Here is a 17,164-nt window from a genome sequence, read left to right as displayed (position 1 = left end):
ATGACGCCGATGGTCGAGCAGGCGGCCGCCATCCGCCGGGGCGAGCTCAGCAGCCGCGAGCTCACCCGCGTGTATCTGGAGCGGATCGAGGCGCTGGACGGGCGCGACGGCCTCAACGCGTTCATCCTGTCGCGCGGCGACGACGTCCTGGCCGAGGCCGCGCGGCTCGACGACCGGCAGGCCTCGGGCCGGGCACTCGGGCCGCTGCACGGCATTCCGCTGGCGCTCAAGGACAACCTGTTCACCGCGGGCACGGTCACCTCGGCCGGCACGGCGGCCCTGGACGGCTTTGTGCCGGACCGGGACGCCACCGTGGTCCGGCTGCTCAAGGAAGCCGGCGCGCTGGTGATCGGCAAGACGAACATGCACGAGTACTCGTTCGGTGTCACCAGCGACAATCCCCGTTTCGGGCCGGTGCGCAATCCGTACGACCCCTCGCGCATCCCCGGCGGCTCCAGCGGCGGTTCCGGGGCCGCCACCGCGGCCGGGCTGTGCTCGGCGGCGATCGGCACCGACACCGGCGGATCGGTGCGGATCCCGGCCGCGCTCTGCGGCGCCGTCGGGCTGAAGCCGACGCTGGGCCGGGTCAGCACCGACGGCGTGCTCGGCCTTTCCTGGACCTGCGACGTGGCCGGCCCGATCGCCCGTACGGTCGAGGACGCCGCGGCTCTGCTGCGCGTGATCGGCGGCGGCCCGGCCGAGACCCTGGAGCCGGCGCCGCTGAAGGGCCTGCGCGTCGGCGTTCCGGGCGGCTTCTACGCGACGGACAACAGCCCCGACGTGGACAGCGTCCTCGCACGGACGCACAAGACGCTGGAGGCGGAGGGCGCGGTGCTCGTGCCGGTCACCGTCGAGGGCGCCGAGCGGGCCGGCGAGATCGGATCCCTGACCGTCCTCACCGAGGGAACCGTCTCCCTCGAGGAGGCGCTGCGGGTGGCCGGGGTGGCGGGCGGCCTCGCCGGCAACCTGGGCCGGTTCGGGGCCGACATCCGCGGCGGCCTGACCCGGCCGATCGCGGCCTCCGCCTACGCCGAGGCCGTGTCCCGCTCGATTCCCGCTCTCCGCCGGGGTTTCGCCGCGGCTCTGTCCGGCGTGGACGTCCTGTTGACCGCGACGACGCCCACGACCGCCATCCCGATCGCGGAGAGCCGGTCGATGACGCACAACGGCCGGATCGTCGACCCCTTCGCCACCTTCACCCGCTACACCGCCGGGCTCTCGGTGACCGGCCTGCCCGCCCTCTCGATCCCGGCCGGCTTCGACCGGGATGGGCTTCCGGTCGGCGTACAGCTCATCGGGCCACGATGGAGCGAGGGCAGGCTCGTGGAGATCGCCCTCGCCATGGAGCAGGTGATGGTCAGGCGTCCTTGACGCCCAGGGCCACGGCCGCGTCCAGGGCGGCCCCGGCCGCGTACTCGCCGGCGAACTTCTCCTCGCCCAGAGCGGTGAGGGCCGACGTACGGGCGTGGGACAGCTCCTCGGCGTCGTCCGGGTCGGGGACCTGGCCCACCGCGGCGTAGGCGCTGTCGGTGAAGCCGATCATCCGGGCCGCGCCCGCGTGATCGCCGCCGGCCGTGGCCATCGCGGCCGCGGCGACGCCCAGGTAGGGCACGAACGAGAGCCAGCCCTCGCGGAACACCCGCTCGCGGCACTGCGCGAGCAACTCCCGGGCGCGGTCGAGGTGGCCCGTCTTGAGCTCCACGACGGCCAGGTTGTAGGACTCGGAGTTCACCTGCTCGGGCTGTCCCAGCGCCTCGTTCAGCGCGATGCTCGCGAGGTAGCGCTCGCGGGCCACCGGATAGTCACCGGACATCCGGGCCACCGCGGCCAGCACGTGCCGCGGCCGCTCCTCCAGCCGCTTGTCGAGCGAGCGCACGGCGACGTCGAGCGCCTCCCGGGCCAATTTCTCGGCCCGGCCCAGATCGCCGCCGCGCAGGGCGACCCGGGCCGTGGCGTAGAGCCCCTCGACCTCACCGGCCGGCTCGCCCGCGGCCCGGGCCCGCTCGATCTCGGCCCGGGCCAGGCGCAGCACTCCCTCGCTGTCGCCGCGGCGGAAGGTGGCGCGCACCTCGTGCTCGAAACGCGCGCCCAGCAGCCAGGTGACCGCTTCGAGAAACGCGTCCGGCTCCTCGATCTGAGCGAAATGACCGCTGTGTTCGAGGATCACCAGCCGCGAGCCGGCGATCCCGTCGTGCAGCATCCGCGCCCAGCGCGGGCCGCAGATGAAGTCGTGCCGGCCGGTCAGCACCACCGTGGGGACCGTGATCGACGGCAGGTCCGGGCGATAGTCGACACGGTTGCCGTCGTACTTCACGAGCCAGGTCCTGATGGTCTCGCGGAGCGGCTCGAACTCGGCCCGCCGGCCCCAGTAGTCGGCGAAGTAGATCGGCAGGACCGCTCGCATGGTGGCGGTCTTCTCCTCGTCGGTGCGCTCCGGCTCCGTGCTCGCGAAGGCGGCCGCGATGGTCATCGCCTCGTCGACGTAGGGGAAGTGCGCCGGATAGGCGGCCGCCTCGGCGCGCCCGGCCGCCCAGAACTCCGGTGTGGTCATCGGCGTCGAGCTGTAGAGCGCGAGACCGGCCACCCGGCCGGGGTGGCGGACCGCGTACCGCTGGGCCACCACCCCGCCGTGCGAGTGTCCCAGCAGGTACACCTGTGGGACGTTCAGGTGCTCGACGATCGAGTGCAGAAAGTCGACGTACGTGTCCACGTATGTCGCGCCCTCGGGGAACGGCTGCGAATCCCCGGTCCCGATCGGTTCGACGTACACCATGGTGAAATGCTCTTCGAGTTTCGCCGACCGCAGATACGTGTACTCGACGCCGGGGCCGCCCGAGTGGGCGATCATCACCGGACCGCGGCCCTCGACGTGGTAGACCTGCCGAGTCCCGCCGACAACGAAACTGTGGGTGGTCATCGGCGGGCCAGCCAGGTCAGGGTGTCGTCGGCCACTTCCCGCCAGCCGTGGTCGAACGGGGCACTGTGGCCGCGTTCGGAATAGGTCATCAGGTCGGTGCGGGCGCTGGATGCCCCGTAGAGCTTGTGCGCGCCGCGGACGACGACGGCGGGCACCGTGTGGTCCTTGCCGTTGGCGATGAGCAGCAGTGGCCCGCGGTCGCCGCGGGAGGTGTCGACGGTGGTGGGCGCGTCGCGGGTGAAATTGGCCGAGGACGCCTCGAACAGAGGGCGTCCCGGACCGGGGATCGCCACCCGCTCGTACAGCTCGGCCGACTCCTCGGCCGACAGCGCGTTGCCGAAGGAGTAGCGGAACTGCTTCTCGGTCAGCGACACCGCCCCGCGCTTGTTGGCCGGCCGCGACAGCACCGGGAAGCTGGACCGCAGCAGGCTGAACGGGAGCGCCCGGATGCCCTTGATCGGGGCCGGGGAGATCGCCACGACGGCTCGGGCCAGGCCGCGGTCGAGCAGCTTCTCGGCGATCAGCCCGCCGAAGGAATGCCCGATCACGATCGGCGGCTCGTCAAGATCGGCAATTACCTTGGCGTACGCCTCGGTGATGTCCTCGACGCCGGGGCCGGCCACCGCGCCCGGGTCGTCCCGGGTCAGCGCCACGGTGTCCCCGTCGCCCGGCCAGCCGGGTGCGAGGGGCGCGTAGCCCTTGCTCGCGAAAAGCTCCTGCCAGGGTTGCCAGGAGACCGAATGGATCCAGAGACCGTGGATGAAAACTACGGGCGTGCTCACGACGCCACCTCACCTTCACGAATGTGCTGAGCGAAAACTAGGCGGCGCTTCTTGATGACGAGTGAATGCCGAGTGGACCGGCCGACCACCGGTGATGGGCGAGCCGTTCGGCCGCGGACCCCAGCACCTGCCTCCCGTCGTCGAGCGCCTCGGCGATGCTCAGGTGCAGGCGGGTCAGCTGCCGCAGCGGGGTGGACGCGACGACCGACTCGCGAACCAGGTCGTGCCGGAAGCGGAACGAGTACGGGTCGGTGCGGACCTGCCCGAGGAGGGCGAGCGCCTCCAGCACCTCCAGGCGGTCGAGACAGGCTTTCACGTCGACACCGGCGGCCCGCGCGAGCAGGCCGATGTCGCCCTGTTCACCGATCAGCGCGGCCGTCCGGACCAGGCGCCGGGTGCACTCGTCGAGGCCGGCCATCCGGTCGCGGACGACGTCGCGCACCGTCGACGGCACGCCGGCCTGGGTGTCCGGCCACCGGGAGAGCTCCCGGACCAGGAACGGGTTGCCCGCGGTGCGGGCGTGCAGCCGCCGGACGTCGTCGTCGCCCGGTTCCCGACCGGTCTCCCGGCGGACCAGCTCGGCGACGTCGGCCGGGCCGAGGGGGCCGAGCCGGATCCGGCGGTGATCGGGCCGCCGGGCCACGGCGGCCAGCATCCGCGACAGCTCCGGCGCCGGCTCGGGCGCGCGGTCGCGCAGCGCGCCCAGGATCATCGTGGCCGCCGGCGAGGAGGCGGCCAGGTGACTGAAGAGCTCCAGCGAGCACGCGTCGGCCCAGTGCAGATCGTCGACCACGATCATGATCGGCCGCCGGCCCGCGGCCTGGGCGATGAAGGCCACGACCTGCTCGAACAGGCGGAACCGGGCGCCGCTGTCGGGTGCACCGGCCGCGCCCAGCGGCTCCATCAACCGTTCGAGGCCGGGGGCGGCGGGCATCTCGCCGGTCAGCGCACTCACCACCTGCGTCCACGGCCACATCGACGGCGCGCCCTCGCTCTCCATGCACCGGCCCCACACGACCAGCACGCCGGCCCTCTCGGCCCGCGCGGCCGCCTCCTCGAGCAACGAGGTCTTGCCCACCCCGGGCTCGCCCTGCACCAGCACGAGGGAGCTGGCGCCCGCGGTCGCCGCCGCCACCGTCCGCTCCAGCACGGCGAGCTCCGCGGCCCGGCCGACTGTGCTCGCCGGTGCCGGCGCCGGCACCTCAGGCGAGGGTGCCGGCGGCTGGTTCAGCACCCGCAGGTACGCCTGCTGCAACGGCTGTCCGGGGTCGATGCCGAGCTCGTCGGCGAGCCGGGTGCGCACAGCGCCGAACAGCGTCACCGCCTGGGCCGGCCGTCCCGCCGCGCCGAGGGTGGTGATCAGGCTCGCCTGCACCAGCTCGTGCAGGGGAGCCATCGAGGCGGCCAGGTGCAGCGGCGCCAGCACCGATTCGGGCCGGCCCAGCCGCACCGCGAGGCCGGCCGCCGCCACGCAGGCGTCGAAGAACTCGCCGTTGACCCCGGCGAAGATCGCCATCGCGTCCGGCCCACCGGTCAGCCCCTCACCGGCCGGGCCGTGCCAGAGCCGCAGCGCCGCCTCGTAGTGGTCCAGGGCGGCCGCCGGCCGCTCGAGGGTCAGTGCGGCCACGGCCTGCCCGACCAGGTGCCGGAAGGTCACCAGGTCCAGCATCGCCGGTCCCACGTCGAACAGATATCCGCTCCCCCGCCGGGTCAGGTGCGAGCCTTCCTTCCGGGCGGCCAGCCCGGGCTCCATGATGTGGCGCAGGGCCCCGACGTACTTGTGGATGACGTTCAGCGAGCTGACCGGGGCGCCGTCGCCCCAGACCAGGTCGACCAGCTCGCTCGTGGCGACCGGTCGTCCCGGGCGGGCGAGCAGGAGCGCGAGCAGGTACGCCTGCTGACGCGGCCCGGCGTCGAGCTCCGTGTCGCCGCGCCACACCCGCAGCGGACCGAGAATCTGGAGGCGAACCGTTTCGGCATCAGTCACAGTCGGACCGTAGGACGGGAGCGCTCCCGCTCTCATCTGTCATGTGACGACATCCGGAGTGACGCCTACCGCAGCGCCCGCTTCAACGGCTTCCCGGTGGCCGTGAGAGGGATGGCGCCGGTGAACTCGACGATGCGCGGATATTTGTACGCGGCCATCCGGTCCCGGCCCCACGCCACCAGCTCTTCCTCGGTGACGGTGGCCCCCGGGCGGCGGACGACGACGGCCTTGATCTCCTCGCCGAGAGCTGGGTCCGGCACGCCGATGACCGCGGCCATCGAGACCTGCGGGTGCTGCGCGAGAACCTCCTCGATCTCACGCGGGTACACGTTGTACCCGCCCCGGATGATCATGTCCTTCAGCCTGTCGACCAGGTAGTACCAGCCGTCGGAGTCGCGCCGGCCCAGATCGCCGGTGTGCATCCACCCGCCGCGCAGGGCGTGCGCGGTCTCCTCGGGCCGGTGGTGATAGCCGAGCATGACGTTGTGCCCGCGGATGACGATCTCGCCGATCCGGTCCGGCCCCTCGACGGTGACGTCGTTCTCGTCGACCAGCTTGACGTCGACGCCCCAGATCGGCACGCCGACCGAACCGGGCCGGGGCGGTTCGCCGGGACGGGTGATCGTGGCCGCGGGCGAGGTCTCCGACAGGCCGTACGACTCGAGGACGGTCACGCCGAACCGCTTCCGGACCTCCTCGATGATCGTCACCGGCAGCGCCGACCCGGCCGACACCGCGACCCGCAGGTTCCGGCCCACGGCCTCGGCGTCGACGCCGTCGTCCAGGGCATTGAGCAGGGCCCAGTACATGGTCGGCACACCGGCGAAGAACGTGACCTCGTGCTTCACCAGGGCTTCGAGCGCGGCCGCGGCGTCGAACCTCGGCATCATCACGAGGGTCGAGGCGCTGGCGAAACCCGCGTTCAGGTTGACGGTGGTGCCGAACGAGTGGAACAACGGCAGGACCACCAGATGTACGTCACGACGGGGCGAGTTGCTCAGCAGCATGTCGGCCGCGGTGACGTTGAACAGCAGGTTCGAGTGCGAAAGGACCGCGCCCTTGGGCCGGCCCGAGGTGCCGCTGGTGTAGAGGATCATCGCCGGGTCGATCTCGCTCCGCAGCACCGTCTCGAAGACCGGCGACCAGTCGGCGAGGCTCTCCAGTCCCTCCTCGCCGATCGCGAAGAAGTGCTCGCAGCCGTACGTCATCTCGAAGGCGGCCCGCCCCTCCGATCCGGCCGTCGGGCCGAAGCAGAAGAACGCCTTCGCTCCGGAGTCCGCCAGCTGGTACGCGATCTCCTGCCGCTTCAGCAGGACGTTGACCGGCACCACGACGGCGCCGGCCTTCAAGGCCCCGTAGTAGACGATCGGGTACCAGGCCAGGTTGGGGCAGGACAGGGCCACCCGGTCGCCCGGCTCGACGCCATGGGCGGCCAGCAGATCGGCGACCCGGTTGGCCTCGGCGTCGACCTCGGCGTAGGTCCACGTGCGCCCGGCCCAGACGACCGCGGCGTGCTCCGGGTGGTTCCGGGCGCTGTCCTCCAGGACCATCGACAAATTGAGCATGGCCGGAACGCTAGGCCGGGGCTCTGGAGAAAAAGTTGACCCTCTCGAACTTTGCGGCCGCCGAAAAACTCCGGAAAGGCATGACCATCCACGATCTGGAACCGCAACTCGCGGCCAACCGCCGCTACTGGACCGGCTGGGCCGGCCCGTCCGGAGGCGCCGAGCCCGACGGCGACCTGCCGATCTACCGCACCGACATCGCGTATCCGCTGCTCAACGGCGTTCTGCGGGTGCGCAGCCAGCCGCTCGACCAGGCCTTCGACATCGCCAAGCAGCGACTGGCCGGCTCCGCCTGGGCGTGGTGGGTGGGCGCCGACAGCGACGACGGCACCGCCGAAGGGCTCGAGGCCCTGGGCGCCACGCAGATCGCCGACCTGCCGATCATGGCGATCGACGTCACACGGCTTCCCGGCTTCGAGCCGCCGGCCGGGCTCCAGACGCGCCCGGTGACCGGCCGGGCCGAGATCACCGAGTACGTGGGCACGTACGCGGGCCCGCTCGGCATCGAGGGTGACCTCGGCCCGGTCGTCGAGCGGGAGCTCGACTTCGCCTATCCCGACGTCGTCCGCCTGGCCGGCTACCTGGACGGCCGGATCGCCGGCACGTGCACGCTGTCGCTCGGCACCGACGTGGCCGCGCTGTACTGCATCGCCACCGACCCGGCGTTCCGCCGCCGCGGGATCGCCACCGAGCTGACCCTGGTCGCCCTGCGCATCGCCCGCGCCGCCGGCCACCGGACCGCCACCCTCCAGTCGACGCCCGAGGGCGAGCCGGTCTACCGCCGCATCGGCTTCGAGACCGTGAGCCGGTACCGGGTCTTCGCCTTCTGAGCACGACGGGGCCGCCGGGAGATCCCGGCGGCCCCGTCTCCCTATGGCGGTTCTATATCGCGGTGAACTCGGTCCACGTCTCGATGACGCGGAAGCCCATCGATTCGTACAGCGGCCGGGCGGCCGTCGAGGGGTGCAGATAGGCCTCGGCGGCCCCGGTGGCGAAGCCGTCGGCCAGGATCCGGGCCGTCATCGCCCGGCCCAGGCCCCGGCCCCGGGCGGAGGGATCGACAGCGACGTTGAAGACCCCGATCACGTCGGGGCCGCACACGCCGAGGCCGGTGGCGACCGGGCGGCCGTCGATCTCGGCCAGATAGCCGGTCCAGCCGGGTATGTCGAGCACTCCCCCGCCCATCAGCGACCCGAAGGTGCCGGCCGGCGCCTGGAAGCCGGCCGTCAGCGCCTCGGTGTAGGCGTCGCTGCGGCCGGAGCCGACCGGCCGTACGAGGGAAAGCTGTTCCGGGTCCGCCGTGAGCACCGCCATGGCGGCGGAACACGTCATCAGCGGCAGCCTGGCCCGGGCGGTCAATCCGTACGTGGCCGCGAGACCGGCCGCGGCATCGGCCGCACCCGCCCGAACGATGATCGACCACGGGATGCCGAGCACGCTCACCTGACGGGCCATCTCGTCGAGCGCTTCCCGATCGGGCTCTTGATCGACGCTGTACGCCGCGTTGAGCGACGCCACGGCCGCGCGCGTCACGACCGCGCCGGTGCCGTTCCGCTCGGCGCGCCAGCCCTTCGGTGTGGCCTGGGCCAAATGCTGCACGGCGCCGGCCCAGGCCGAGGCGAGCCGGTCGGGCAAGAAGTTCATGGGAATCTCCACACGATCCGGACGCGGCCGCCGAAGGCGAAGTTCGATCGGTGCGTAAAGAAATTCTTCACCGTCGCTCTTTAGCTTTGCCGCCATGCTGTTGACCGAATCGCAGACCTCCTCGCTCGTCCACGCGGCCCAGCAGGGTGACCAGGCCGGCCTGGCCGCGTTGTTCGAGGCGCACTACTCCGGCATGGAGGCGGTCGCCACGCAGATCCTCGGGCCGGGGCCGGACGCTCAGGACGCCTGCCAGGACGCCGCGATGACCGCGCTGTCCCGGATCGGGGACCTGCGCGACCCGGCCGCCGTCCGGGCCTGGTTGCACATGATCGTGCGGAACAACTGCCGGACGCGCCTGCGCGCCCGCCGGCCGGTGACGCTGGAGAAGGCCCTCGGGGTGGCCGATCCCGTCACCCCCGACGCCGTCCTCGACCGGGACGCCGAACGCGACTGGGTGCGGCACGCGGTGCGCCGGTTGTCCCCGGCCGTCCGGGAGGTCGCGGTGCTGCGTTACTTCACCGAGCGCAACTCCTACGAGCAGATCGCCGAGCTGTGCGGCATCCCGGTCGGCACGGTCCGCAGCCGGCTGAGCGAGGCCCGGCGGCAGCTCACGGTCCTGCTTCCGCAGGTGCGCGACGAACGCCACGAGGATTCGGCGGCGGTCACCGCCGAGCGTCGCGAGGAGGCCGTGGCCATTCTGGCCGCGGTGGCCGACGGCACGCCGCCGTCCTCGGTCCGCCGGCGGTGGGCGGCGCACGCGGTCGTGTCGTGGCCGGACGGCGACCTCACGATCGGGCTCGGATCGCTGCTGAGCCGTCTGGGCCGGGACCACGCCGCCGGCACGCGCCACCACCTGTCGGGCGTGGTGGCCGGTCCGGACCTCACGGTCTGGGAGACCACGACCGGCACCTGGATGTTGCGGGAGCTCGAAGGGCAGGTTCAGCACGTACGGCTCATCTGGGCGACAGATAACCCAGCTCGATCCCGCGCGCGGTGAGGTCCTTCTTGTTCTCGGCGTTCAACTTGCGCCGCACCCGCCCGATGTAACCGACGGCGGTCATCGTGGCCACGCCCATCCGCTGCCCGATCATCGGGTTGCTCAGGCCGTCGGCGACCAGCCGGAGCGTCTCGATCTCCCGCTCGGACAGCCGGACGCCGGTGTCCGGAGTGGCCTCGAACAACGCACCCACCAGGCGCGGGCAGATGTAGACATGGTCGAGCGCGGCCGCCTCGACGGCGACGCCCAGCTCATGGCGGCTGCTGTCGGGCAGGATCATCGCCCGTACGCCCGCGACGACCGCGTCGGCGAGCAACGGTGGCTCGCCGGGCCGGCACACGAGGACCACCCGGGTCCGCCACGGCAGCATCGACCAGAACGAGCCGTCGACGGACCGGCCGTGCAGCCGCGAGACGTCGACGATCGCCAGCGGAGGACCGGCCGGCGGCGGATGCAGCTGAGCGACCGAGGAGAGCACGACGCTCACGGTCATGCCCGGCACCCCGGACGCCAGCTCCAACAGCCCGGCCCGGACCTCCTCGGACGCCGACACGACGGCCACACTCAGGGCGCCGGCCGTCATCGGGACGCCAGGTAGCCGAGCTCGACGCCGCGCTCGGTCAGCTCGGCCTTGGTCGCGGCGTTCAGCTTGCTTCTCAGCTGCCGCAGGTAGGACGCGACCGTGTGGGTCCTGAGGCGCATGCGCAGACCGATCTGCTCGTTCGTCAGGCCCTCGCTCACCCAGCGCAGCACCTCGACCTCACGATCGGCGAGCTCCTGGCGGCGCCGCTGGGAAACCGACGTGAGAGTGCCGAGCAGTTCGTGGGCGATGTAGAGGCCGCCGTGCCGCACCGCCTCGACGGCGAGCACCACGTCGTCGGGCTCGGCGTCGAGGGTCAGGAAACCGCGCGCGCCGGCCCGCACGGCCGGTTCCAGGGCGGGTGGGTCGTCCGGGTCACAAAGGAGCACGGCCCGCGAATCCGGCGGCAGATCCGGGATCCCGTTCGCCGGCCAATTCATCACCACGACAGCGACGCATGACATGACGACCGACCGTAGTTGCCGCTTATTGACGATTACTGAATCGACCGGCGTCAAGTGGAAGTCAATTGTCTGGTAAGCGCCGATGCCTAATGTCGGTTCCACCCGTACGAAAGGAAAAGTCTTGAAGAAGCAGATGCTGCTCGGCGCCGGCCTGGCCGCCGTCGCCTCGCTCGCCGTCGCCGCCCCCGCGCAGGCCACGCCGGCCGGTCCCGGCGTCGTCGGCACGATCATCTCGCAGCGCACGGTCGGCACGACCGACTACATCCTGCGGGAGATCACCATCCCGGCCGGTCAGGCCACCGGCTGGCACTACCACAAGGGCGAGCTCTACGGCTGGGTCAAGCAGGGCACCCTCAGCCACTTCGACGCCACCTGCGCCTCCGACGGCGTCTACAAGCGCGGCAGCTTCATCCAGGAGCCCAGCGGCGACGACAACGTGCACATCGGCGTCAACCGCGGCAAGGTCCCGGTCATCCTGGAGGTCCTGTACGTCCTCCCGACCGGGTCCCCGCTGTCGGTCGACGCACCCAACCCGGGCTGCGCGTTCCAATAAGCGGGTCATGCCAGCCGGGCTGCGAGCTTCTCCAGCCCGGCCTGCATGTGCCGTGGGCCGCCGCCCTGGAACCGTTCGAGCACCTCACTCGCCTGACGGCACGCCTCGCGCGCCCCGTACCGGTCGCCCATCGTGAGCAGCAGCTCGGACAGGCTGCGGAACGCCTCGAAGTGGTAGGGACCCTGCCCGACCGAGCGGGCCGCCTCGACCGCCCGCTTCAGCTCGTCCACCGCGTCACCGGTGCGGCCCAGCTTGACGAGGTTGGCGGCCACGGCGACCCGGATCATCGCCTCCACGTGCCGGCGGCCACCGTGCAGGTTGAGATCGAGCGCCTCCCGCAGCACGGTGGCCGCTTCGCCGTACCGGCCGAGCCTGGTCAATGCCTTTCCCACGTAGCCCAGGCTGAGCGCCTCCGATTTGTCGTTGCCGGCCTCGCGGCACAGCTTCACGGCGGTCTCGGCCGACTCCAGCGCGCGCTGTTCGTCCCCGAGCGCCGCGTGCACCGAATAGAAGTTGATGTACGTGAGGGCCTGTTCCAGCAGCATCCCGTGGCTCACGTAGACCTCCAGCGCGGCCGACAGCAGGGCCAGGGCCTCCTCGTTGGCGTCGAAGAACCAGCGCGCGCCGGCCAGGCTGCGCAGCACGTGCGCCTCACCGATCACGTCGTCCTGCTCACGCGCGGCCCGCAGCGCGAACCGCATGACGTCCTCCCAGTCCTGGAAGTAGCCGAACCACTCGAAGTACTGCTGCATGGTGAGGGCCAGCTGCCACGGGACGATGCCGTAGCCGAGGTCGGCCGCCACCCGGACCGCCTCCTGGAGCACGGCCCGGTGGCGGGCGAACCAGTCGATGCCCTCGTCGTACGAGCCGGGCCGTTCCGGTCGCACGCCCGGCGCCGCCGGCGCGGGCGCGATCGGCGGCCGGTTCGGCTCCAGCACGACCTGCGCGTTGAAGCTGCTGTGCAGGTAGTACTGGAGCAGGCGGGTCACGGCGGCCCGCTGCTCGGCCACCGGATCGGTCTCTTTGAAGAGCTCTTCCGCGTACGCCCGGACGAGCACATGCGAGGTGAAGCAGCCACCCTCGCCCTCGGTGACCAGCGCGGCCTCCCTCAGCTCGTCCAGCTCGGCCCGCGTCCGCTGCGGATCGTGACCGGACAGGCTGACGCAGGCTTCGAGGGTGATACCCGGGGTCAGCCCGACCGACAGCAGCCGGAAGAGCCGGGCCGCCCCCGGGCTGAGCTGGCGGTACGACCAGGAGAAAGCCGTGCGCGGATCGGTGACCCCGCGGCCCTCGGGGAAGGCCTCGAGCCGCCGCACGCCGTCGCGCAGCTCGGCCGCCACCGTCGTCAGCGACAACGTCGGCCGTACGCACAATCGTGCGGCCAGGATGGCCAGGGCCAGGGGCAGGCGGCCGCAGAGCTCGATGATCTCGTCGAGAACGGCGGCGTCGGCTTCCGGCCGGCTGCGCAGGGTGGAGAGCCGCGTCGCCAGGATCTCCCGTGCGTCCGGCAGCTCCGGAACGTACGCCCGGTACAGCCGGGCGCCGTCGGAGGCGGCCAGGCCGACCAGCGGCCGCCGGCTGGTGATCAGCACCAGGCTGTCGACCGAGTTGGGCAGCAGCGGGCGCACCTGGGCGGCGTCGCGCACGTCGTCCAGCATGACCAGGATCCGCTTGCCGGCGGTCAGGCTGCGGTAGGCGCCGACCAGCGCGTCGAAGGTGTCCGGCACGTCGGCGGCGCGCAGGCCCAGGGCGTACAGAAGGGAACGCAGTGCTTCGCTGGTCGGCACACCGCCGTCCTCGCCCTCGTTGCCCCGGAGGTCGAGGTAGAGCTGGCCGTCGCTGAACTCGCCCGCGATCTGGTGGGCGAAGTGCGTGACGATGGTCGACTTGCCGACCCCGCCCATCCCGTCCACCGCGACCACCATCGGGCTCGTCCGGCGGCTGTCCCGCATCTCGAGGAAGAGGTCGTGCAGCACCTCGAGCTCGTGCGTGCGCCCCACGAACATCGGCTGGTCCGGCGGCAGCTGGGCCGGCCGCATCAGCGGGGCCCGGCTCGGCGCGGGCGCGGGCGTGGGCGGCGGCGCGTTCTCCTCCACCGGCGGCGCCTGGGTCAGCACCCGCTGCTGAGCCTCCTGAAGCTCGCGTCCCGGATCGATGCCGAGCTCGTCGGCGAGGCGCTCCCGGATGCTGCGGTACGCGTCCAGCGCCTCGGCCTGATGACCCGCGGCGGCCAGCGTCGTCACCAGGGCCGCGTGCACGGGTTCCTGCATGCGGCCCATCCTCGCGGCCAGCCGCAGCGCGGGCAGGACCCGCGACGGGCGGCCGGCGGTGAGGGCGATGCCGGCCGCGGCCACGGTCGCGTCGAAGAACTCCCCGTCGATGCCGGCGAAGGTGGCCGTGGCCGCGGCGCTGTCGCCGAGGGTGTCGCCGGCCGATCCCTGACAGAGATCGAGCGCCTCGACGTAGCGGTCGAGCGCCTCCACCGGCCGGTCGCGGCCGGCGAGCTCCTTGGCCACCGCCACCGACTGGCGGAAGGCGACGAGGTCGAGCGTCCCGGGGCCGGCCGAGAAGCGGTAGCCGGAGTCGTGCCGTGCCAGGAACGAGCCCGACGACCGCGGCGTCAGGTCGGGCTCCATGAGGCGGCGCAGCGCACCGACGTACTTGTGAATGACGTTGATCGCGCTCACCGGCGAGACCGATCCCCACATCAGGTCGATCAGATCGGTCATGCTGACCGGCCGGCCCTCCTGAGCGATCAGCAGGGCCAGGAGGCACCGCTGCTGCCGGGGGCCGGCGTCGAGTTCGGTGCCGTCCCGCCAGATCCGCAGGGGACCCATGATTTGCAGGCGCAACGCGCTGGGCTCGGTCAACCGGCGTCCCTTCGGGCAGGTCGATGGACAACGTCTGGACTCGCGCTGAGTCCGGCTTCTCTACCTGGGCCAACGCGGGGGCCGTGAGTTCCTTCAGCCGTTCGCGCCATTGCGGGGCCGAGAAGAGTCGGGTATTGGTCAGAGCCCGGCCGGGGGTTCCGCGGCGACCTCTTTCCAGAAGCCGATCATCATGCGCTGGAGCCGCAGCCCGACCTCGAGCGTGGCCCGCTGCGGCGACCCGGGCCGGAGGCGGCCGGAGGCGACCAGTTCGCCGTACTCCGCGAGCCGCCCCTCGTGGGCCTCGATCTGCTCCTCGGCCAGCCGGGTCATCGAGGCCGCGACGCCGTCGTCGCCGGGGTTCTGGAAGAACAGCCGGAGCAGCCCCTCGTCGTGGATCTCCATGACCGAGCCGGTCGGGGTGGCGAGCCACCGGTCCAGCTCGCCGCGTCCCTCGCCGGTGAGCGACAGGGTCCGGCGGCGGCGCCCGTCGTTCTCCTGCCGCTCGGCGATCAGGCCGCGCCGCACCAGCCGGTCGGCCTCGGCGTACAGCTGGGAGCGGGGGAAGACCCAGAAGTAGCCGATGCTCTGCCGGATGCGCTGGTCGAGCTCGTACGGCGTGGCGCCGTCGTGCCGGCGCAGCAGGCCGAGGACGACGTAGGCGCTGATCGGGAGGGGGGTCGGCACGAGATCTCCTGGTTCGGACGGTCGGAATCTCAATATTACAGATTGGAACATCTGAACTGTACCTTCGAATCTGACGTTTGGAGGAACGCGATGGAGAACAGGTATCTGGAAGCGGGCAACTACGCCCCGGTCAGCGAAGAGGTGAGCGCCACCGGCCTGTCCGTCACCGGCGAGCTGCCGCGCGAGCTGAACGGCCGCTACCTGCGCATCGGGCCCAACCCGCGCGGCGGCGTCGACCCGGCCACCCACCACTGGTTCCGCGGCGCCGGCATGGTCCACGGCATCCGCCTGCGCGAGGGCCGGGCCGAGTGGTACCGCAGCCGCTTCGTCGAGAGCGACCGCGGCGCCCCCAACACCAACATCGTGAGCCACGCGGGACGCCTGCTCACCCTGATCGAGGCGGGCAAGCCGCCGGTGGAGATCAGCCCCGACCTGGCCCGGATGGCCGTCTGGGACGCCGAGGGCGCGCTCAGCCGCGGCTTCACCGCCCACCCGAAGGTCGACCCGGCCACCGGCGAGATGCACGCCATGACGTACAACCCGCGCTTCGGCGAGGTCCGCTACGTGGTGCTCGGCGCCGACGGGAAGCTCGGCCACACGGCCGACATCGAGGTGCCGGACGGGCCGATGGTGCACGACATGGCCCTCACCGAGACGCGGGTGGTGATCCTCGACCTGCCCGTCACCTTCGCCGCCGCCAAGCGCCGGATGAAGGCCGGCCTCCCGGTCTCCGACCTGCCGTTCACCTGGGACGACCAGCACACCCCGCGCCTCGGCGTGATGCCGGCGGGCGGCACGGCCGAGCAGGTGCGCTGGGTCGAGGCGCCGCGCGGCTTCGTCTTCCACGTCCTGAACGCCTTCGACAACGCCGACGGCTCGCTGACCATGGACGTGGTGCGCTACCGCGAGGTCTTCGCCCACGACGTCCGCGGTCCGGGTGACACTCCCCCGGAGCTGGCCCGATGGACCGTGGACCCGGCTCGCGGGACCGTCAAGGAGGAGCTGATCAGCGACTACCGGGTCGAGTTCCCGCGGATCGACCCGGCCCTGACCGGCCGCCGGCACCGCTACGGATGGTTCGCCGGCTTCAGCGCCCACGGCCTCAAGATCACCGACGACGTCGACCGTGACCCGGCCGGCGGCTTCGGCACCGGCCCGCTGATCAAGGTCGACACCGAGACCGGCACGACCACGCTGCACGAGTACGGCGCCGGCCGGGTCACCATGGAGCCCGCCTTCGTCCCCCGCCCGGGCGCCACGAGCGAGGACGACGGCTGGATCCTCTCGGTCGTGCACGACGCGACGGTCAACCGGGCCGAGCTGGTCGTGCTGGACGCGGCCGACCTCGCGGCCGACCCGGTCGCCCGGGTCCACCTGCCCAGCCGGGTCCCCTTCGGCTTCCACGGCAACTGGATCGCCGACCTTTAGAGCCGGTCAGTATTCGACGCCGGCTCGGGCTATCAGGCCGACGGCGGTGTCGATGGTGATCGCCCGGGAGAGCGTGAAGGCCAGGCCGGCTGCTTCCGCCTTGTCGCGTTCGGCGCCCTTCTTCTCGGACGCCGTGCGCCCGGGAATCGGAAGGATGTCGCCGTGATGCTGCATCGCGGCCACCGCGGCGAAGGCCGTCCAGGATCCCCAGGGAAGGTCGTCCATGCGGTCCACCACCTTTATGACGGCATCGACGCGGGATTGCCTTTGCAGCATCCGCGAGGCCGAGGTCCCGTACGCGGAAAGGACCTCCTCCGACGCCGTGGCGTAGATTTCTCGTAGCCCGCGCAGTCGCTCCGGAACGTCCGGGAGGCTTCTCGTCGGCGGGCAGGACGACAGCGGCGCCTCTCGGAATCCCGGGCTCCAGGCCTCGGACCATGTCCCTGACCCGCATCGCCAGCAGGTTCTCGAAGGCGAACAGCCAGGTGGCTCCGGTGGTCCGCTCCACTCCGGGCAGCAGCGAGCAGACGGTGTTCGTGACGTCCCGGCGTACGGTTCGGGCCAGCACCCGGGACCACAGCGGAGGCATACCGAACTGCTCCAGGTCATCCGCGTCCTGATCGTGCGGCAGGAGCCGATTCACCCATCGGGCCAAAGCCACGCGCGCGCTCTCCGTCCACTGTCGGCGAATTT

At 71.8% G+C, this 17,164-nt stretch carries 15 protein-coding genes; 5 read left to right on the top strand and 10 right to left on the bottom strand.

What is annotated here, in order from left to right; all coding sequences use genetic code 11:
• The gene (locus tag ACFY36_RS01100; protein ID WP_499743836.1) at nt 1-1,371 is read left to right on the top strand and encodes an amidase; all 1,371 of its coding nucleotides are present in this window, start codon (nt 1-3) and stop codon (nt 1,369-1,371) included.
• Here ACFY36_RS01100 and ACFY36_RS01095 read toward each other — a convergent pair.
• The 4 genes from ACFY36_RS01095 to ACFY36_RS01080 all read right to left on the bottom strand — a co-directional run bounded on the left by ACFY36_RS01095 (nt 1,358) and on the right by ACFY36_RS01080 (nt 7,251).
• Complete coding sequence (locus ACFY36_RS01095; RefSeq protein ID WP_499743835.1) at nt 1,358-2,917, bottom strand: alpha/beta fold hydrolase; 1,560 nt, start codon at nt 2,915-2,917, stop codon at nt 1,358-1,360. The two genes, ACFY36_RS01100 and ACFY36_RS01095, sit on opposite strands and share 14 nt — an antisense overlap.
• On the bottom strand, nt 2,914-3,699 hold the full coding sequence (locus ACFY36_RS01090) for an alpha/beta hydrolase (RefSeq protein WP_499743834.1): 786 nt from the start codon (nt 3,697-3,699) through the stop codon (nt 2,914-2,916). Before ACFY36_RS01090 ends, ACFY36_RS01095 begins: the two co-directional genes overlap by 4 nt.
• Before the next feature lie 37 nt (nt 3,700-3,736).
• Nucleotides 3,737-5,686 (bottom strand): ATP-binding protein, encoded by a 1,950-nt coding sequence (locus ACFY36_RS01085; RefSeq protein WP_499743833.1) that lies wholly within the window; start codon nt 5,684-5,686, stop codon nt 3,737-3,739.
• A 65-nt stretch (nt 5,687-5,751) separates the two neighbouring features.
• The gene (locus tag ACFY36_RS01080; protein WP_499743832.1) at nt 5,752-7,251 is read right to left on the bottom strand and encodes a long-chain-fatty-acid--CoA ligase; all 1,500 of its coding nucleotides are present in this window, start codon (nt 7,249-7,251) and stop codon (nt 5,752-5,754) included.
• A gap of 80 nt (nt 7,252-7,331) precedes the next feature.
• On the opposite strand from ACFY36_RS01080, the gene ACFY36_RS01075 reads away from it, so the two are divergent.
• Entirely contained in the window at nt 7,332-8,081 is a 750-nt protein-coding gene (locus tag ACFY36_RS01075) for a GNAT family N-acetyltransferase (RefSeq protein WP_499743831.1), read from the top strand.
• Between the two features lie 52 nt (nt 8,082-8,133).
• Here the strand turns inward: ACFY36_RS01075 and ACFY36_RS01070 are convergent, their stop codons facing one another.
• Nucleotides 8,134-8,895 (bottom strand): GNAT family N-acetyltransferase, encoded by a 762-nt coding sequence (locus ACFY36_RS01070; protein ID WP_499743830.1) that lies wholly within the window; start codon nt 8,893-8,895, stop codon nt 8,134-8,136.
• Nucleotides 8,896-8,989: 94 nt separating this feature from the next.
• Between ACFY36_RS01070 and ACFY36_RS01065 the strand changes: the two genes are divergently transcribed.
• Nucleotides 8,990-9,892, top strand: coding sequence for an RNA polymerase sigma factor (locus tag ACFY36_RS01065; protein ID WP_499743829.1), 903 nt, complete (start codon nt 8,990-8,992; stop codon nt 9,890-9,892).
• On the opposite strand, the gene ACFY36_RS01060 is transcribed toward ACFY36_RS01065, so the two are convergent.
• Both ACFY36_RS01060 and ACFY36_RS01055 read right to left on the bottom strand, forming a co-directional pair.
• Nucleotides 9,849-10,475, bottom strand: coding sequence for a helix-turn-helix transcriptional regulator (locus tag ACFY36_RS01060; protein WP_499743828.1), 627 nt, complete (start codon nt 10,473-10,475; stop codon nt 9,849-9,851). The two genes, ACFY36_RS01065 and ACFY36_RS01060, sit on opposite strands and share 44 nt — an antisense overlap.
• Nucleotides 10,472-10,936 carry a LuxR C-terminal-related transcriptional regulator gene (locus ACFY36_RS01055; RefSeq protein ID WP_499743827.1) on the bottom strand — a complete coding sequence of 155 codons (465 nt, stop codon included), beginning with the start codon at nt 10,934-10,936 and terminating at the stop codon, nt 10,472-10,474. The genes ACFY36_RS01060 and ACFY36_RS01055 overlap by 4 nt, the downstream gene beginning before the upstream one ends.
• Nucleotides 10,937-11,057: 121 nt before the next feature.
• Between ACFY36_RS01055 and ACFY36_RS01050 the strand changes: the two genes are divergently transcribed.
• Nucleotides 11,058-11,489 (top strand): cupin domain-containing protein, encoded by a 432-nt coding sequence (locus ACFY36_RS01050; protein WP_499743826.1) that lies wholly within the window; start codon nt 11,058-11,060, stop codon nt 11,487-11,489.
• A gap of 5 nt (nt 11,490-11,494) precedes the next feature.
• On the opposite strand, the gene ACFY36_RS01045 is transcribed toward ACFY36_RS01050, so the two are convergent.
• Both ACFY36_RS01045 and ACFY36_RS01040 read right to left on the bottom strand, forming a co-directional pair.
• Complete coding sequence (locus ACFY36_RS01045) at nt 11,495-14,359, bottom strand: AfsR/SARP family transcriptional regulator (protein ID WP_499743825.1); 2,865 nt, start codon at nt 14,357-14,359, stop codon at nt 11,495-11,497.
• Nucleotides 14,360-14,497: 138 nt separating this feature from the next.
• Nucleotides 14,498-15,043 (bottom strand): PadR family transcriptional regulator, encoded by a 546-nt coding sequence (locus ACFY36_RS01040; protein WP_499743824.1) that lies wholly within the window; start codon nt 15,041-15,043, stop codon nt 14,498-14,500.
• Between the two features lie 90 nt (nt 15,044-15,133).
• On the opposite strand from ACFY36_RS01040, the gene ACFY36_RS01035 reads away from it, so the two are divergent.
• Complete coding sequence (locus ACFY36_RS01035) at nt 15,134-16,471, top strand: carotenoid oxygenase family protein (protein WP_499743823.1); 1,338 nt, start codon at nt 15,134-15,136, stop codon at nt 16,469-16,471.
• Nucleotides 16,472-16,477: 6 nt separating this feature from the next.
• Here the strand turns inward: ACFY36_RS01035 and ACFY36_RS01030 are convergent, their stop codons facing one another.
• Nucleotides 16,478-16,696: a hypothetical protein gene (locus tag ACFY36_RS01030; protein ID WP_499743822.1), complete on the bottom strand. Its 219-nt coding sequence runs from the start codon at nt 16,694-16,696 to the stop codon at nt 16,478-16,480.
• Nucleotides 16,697-17,164: the final 468 nt, after the last annotated feature.

This window comes from Actinoplanes sp. NPDC000266, from assembly GCF_042899005.1.
Lineage (GTDB): Bacteria > Actinomycetota > Actinomycetes > Mycobacteriales > Micromonosporaceae > Actinoplanes.
Note: the sequence above shows the minus strand (reverse complement) of the source record. Positions and strands in the feature narration are given on the sequence as shown.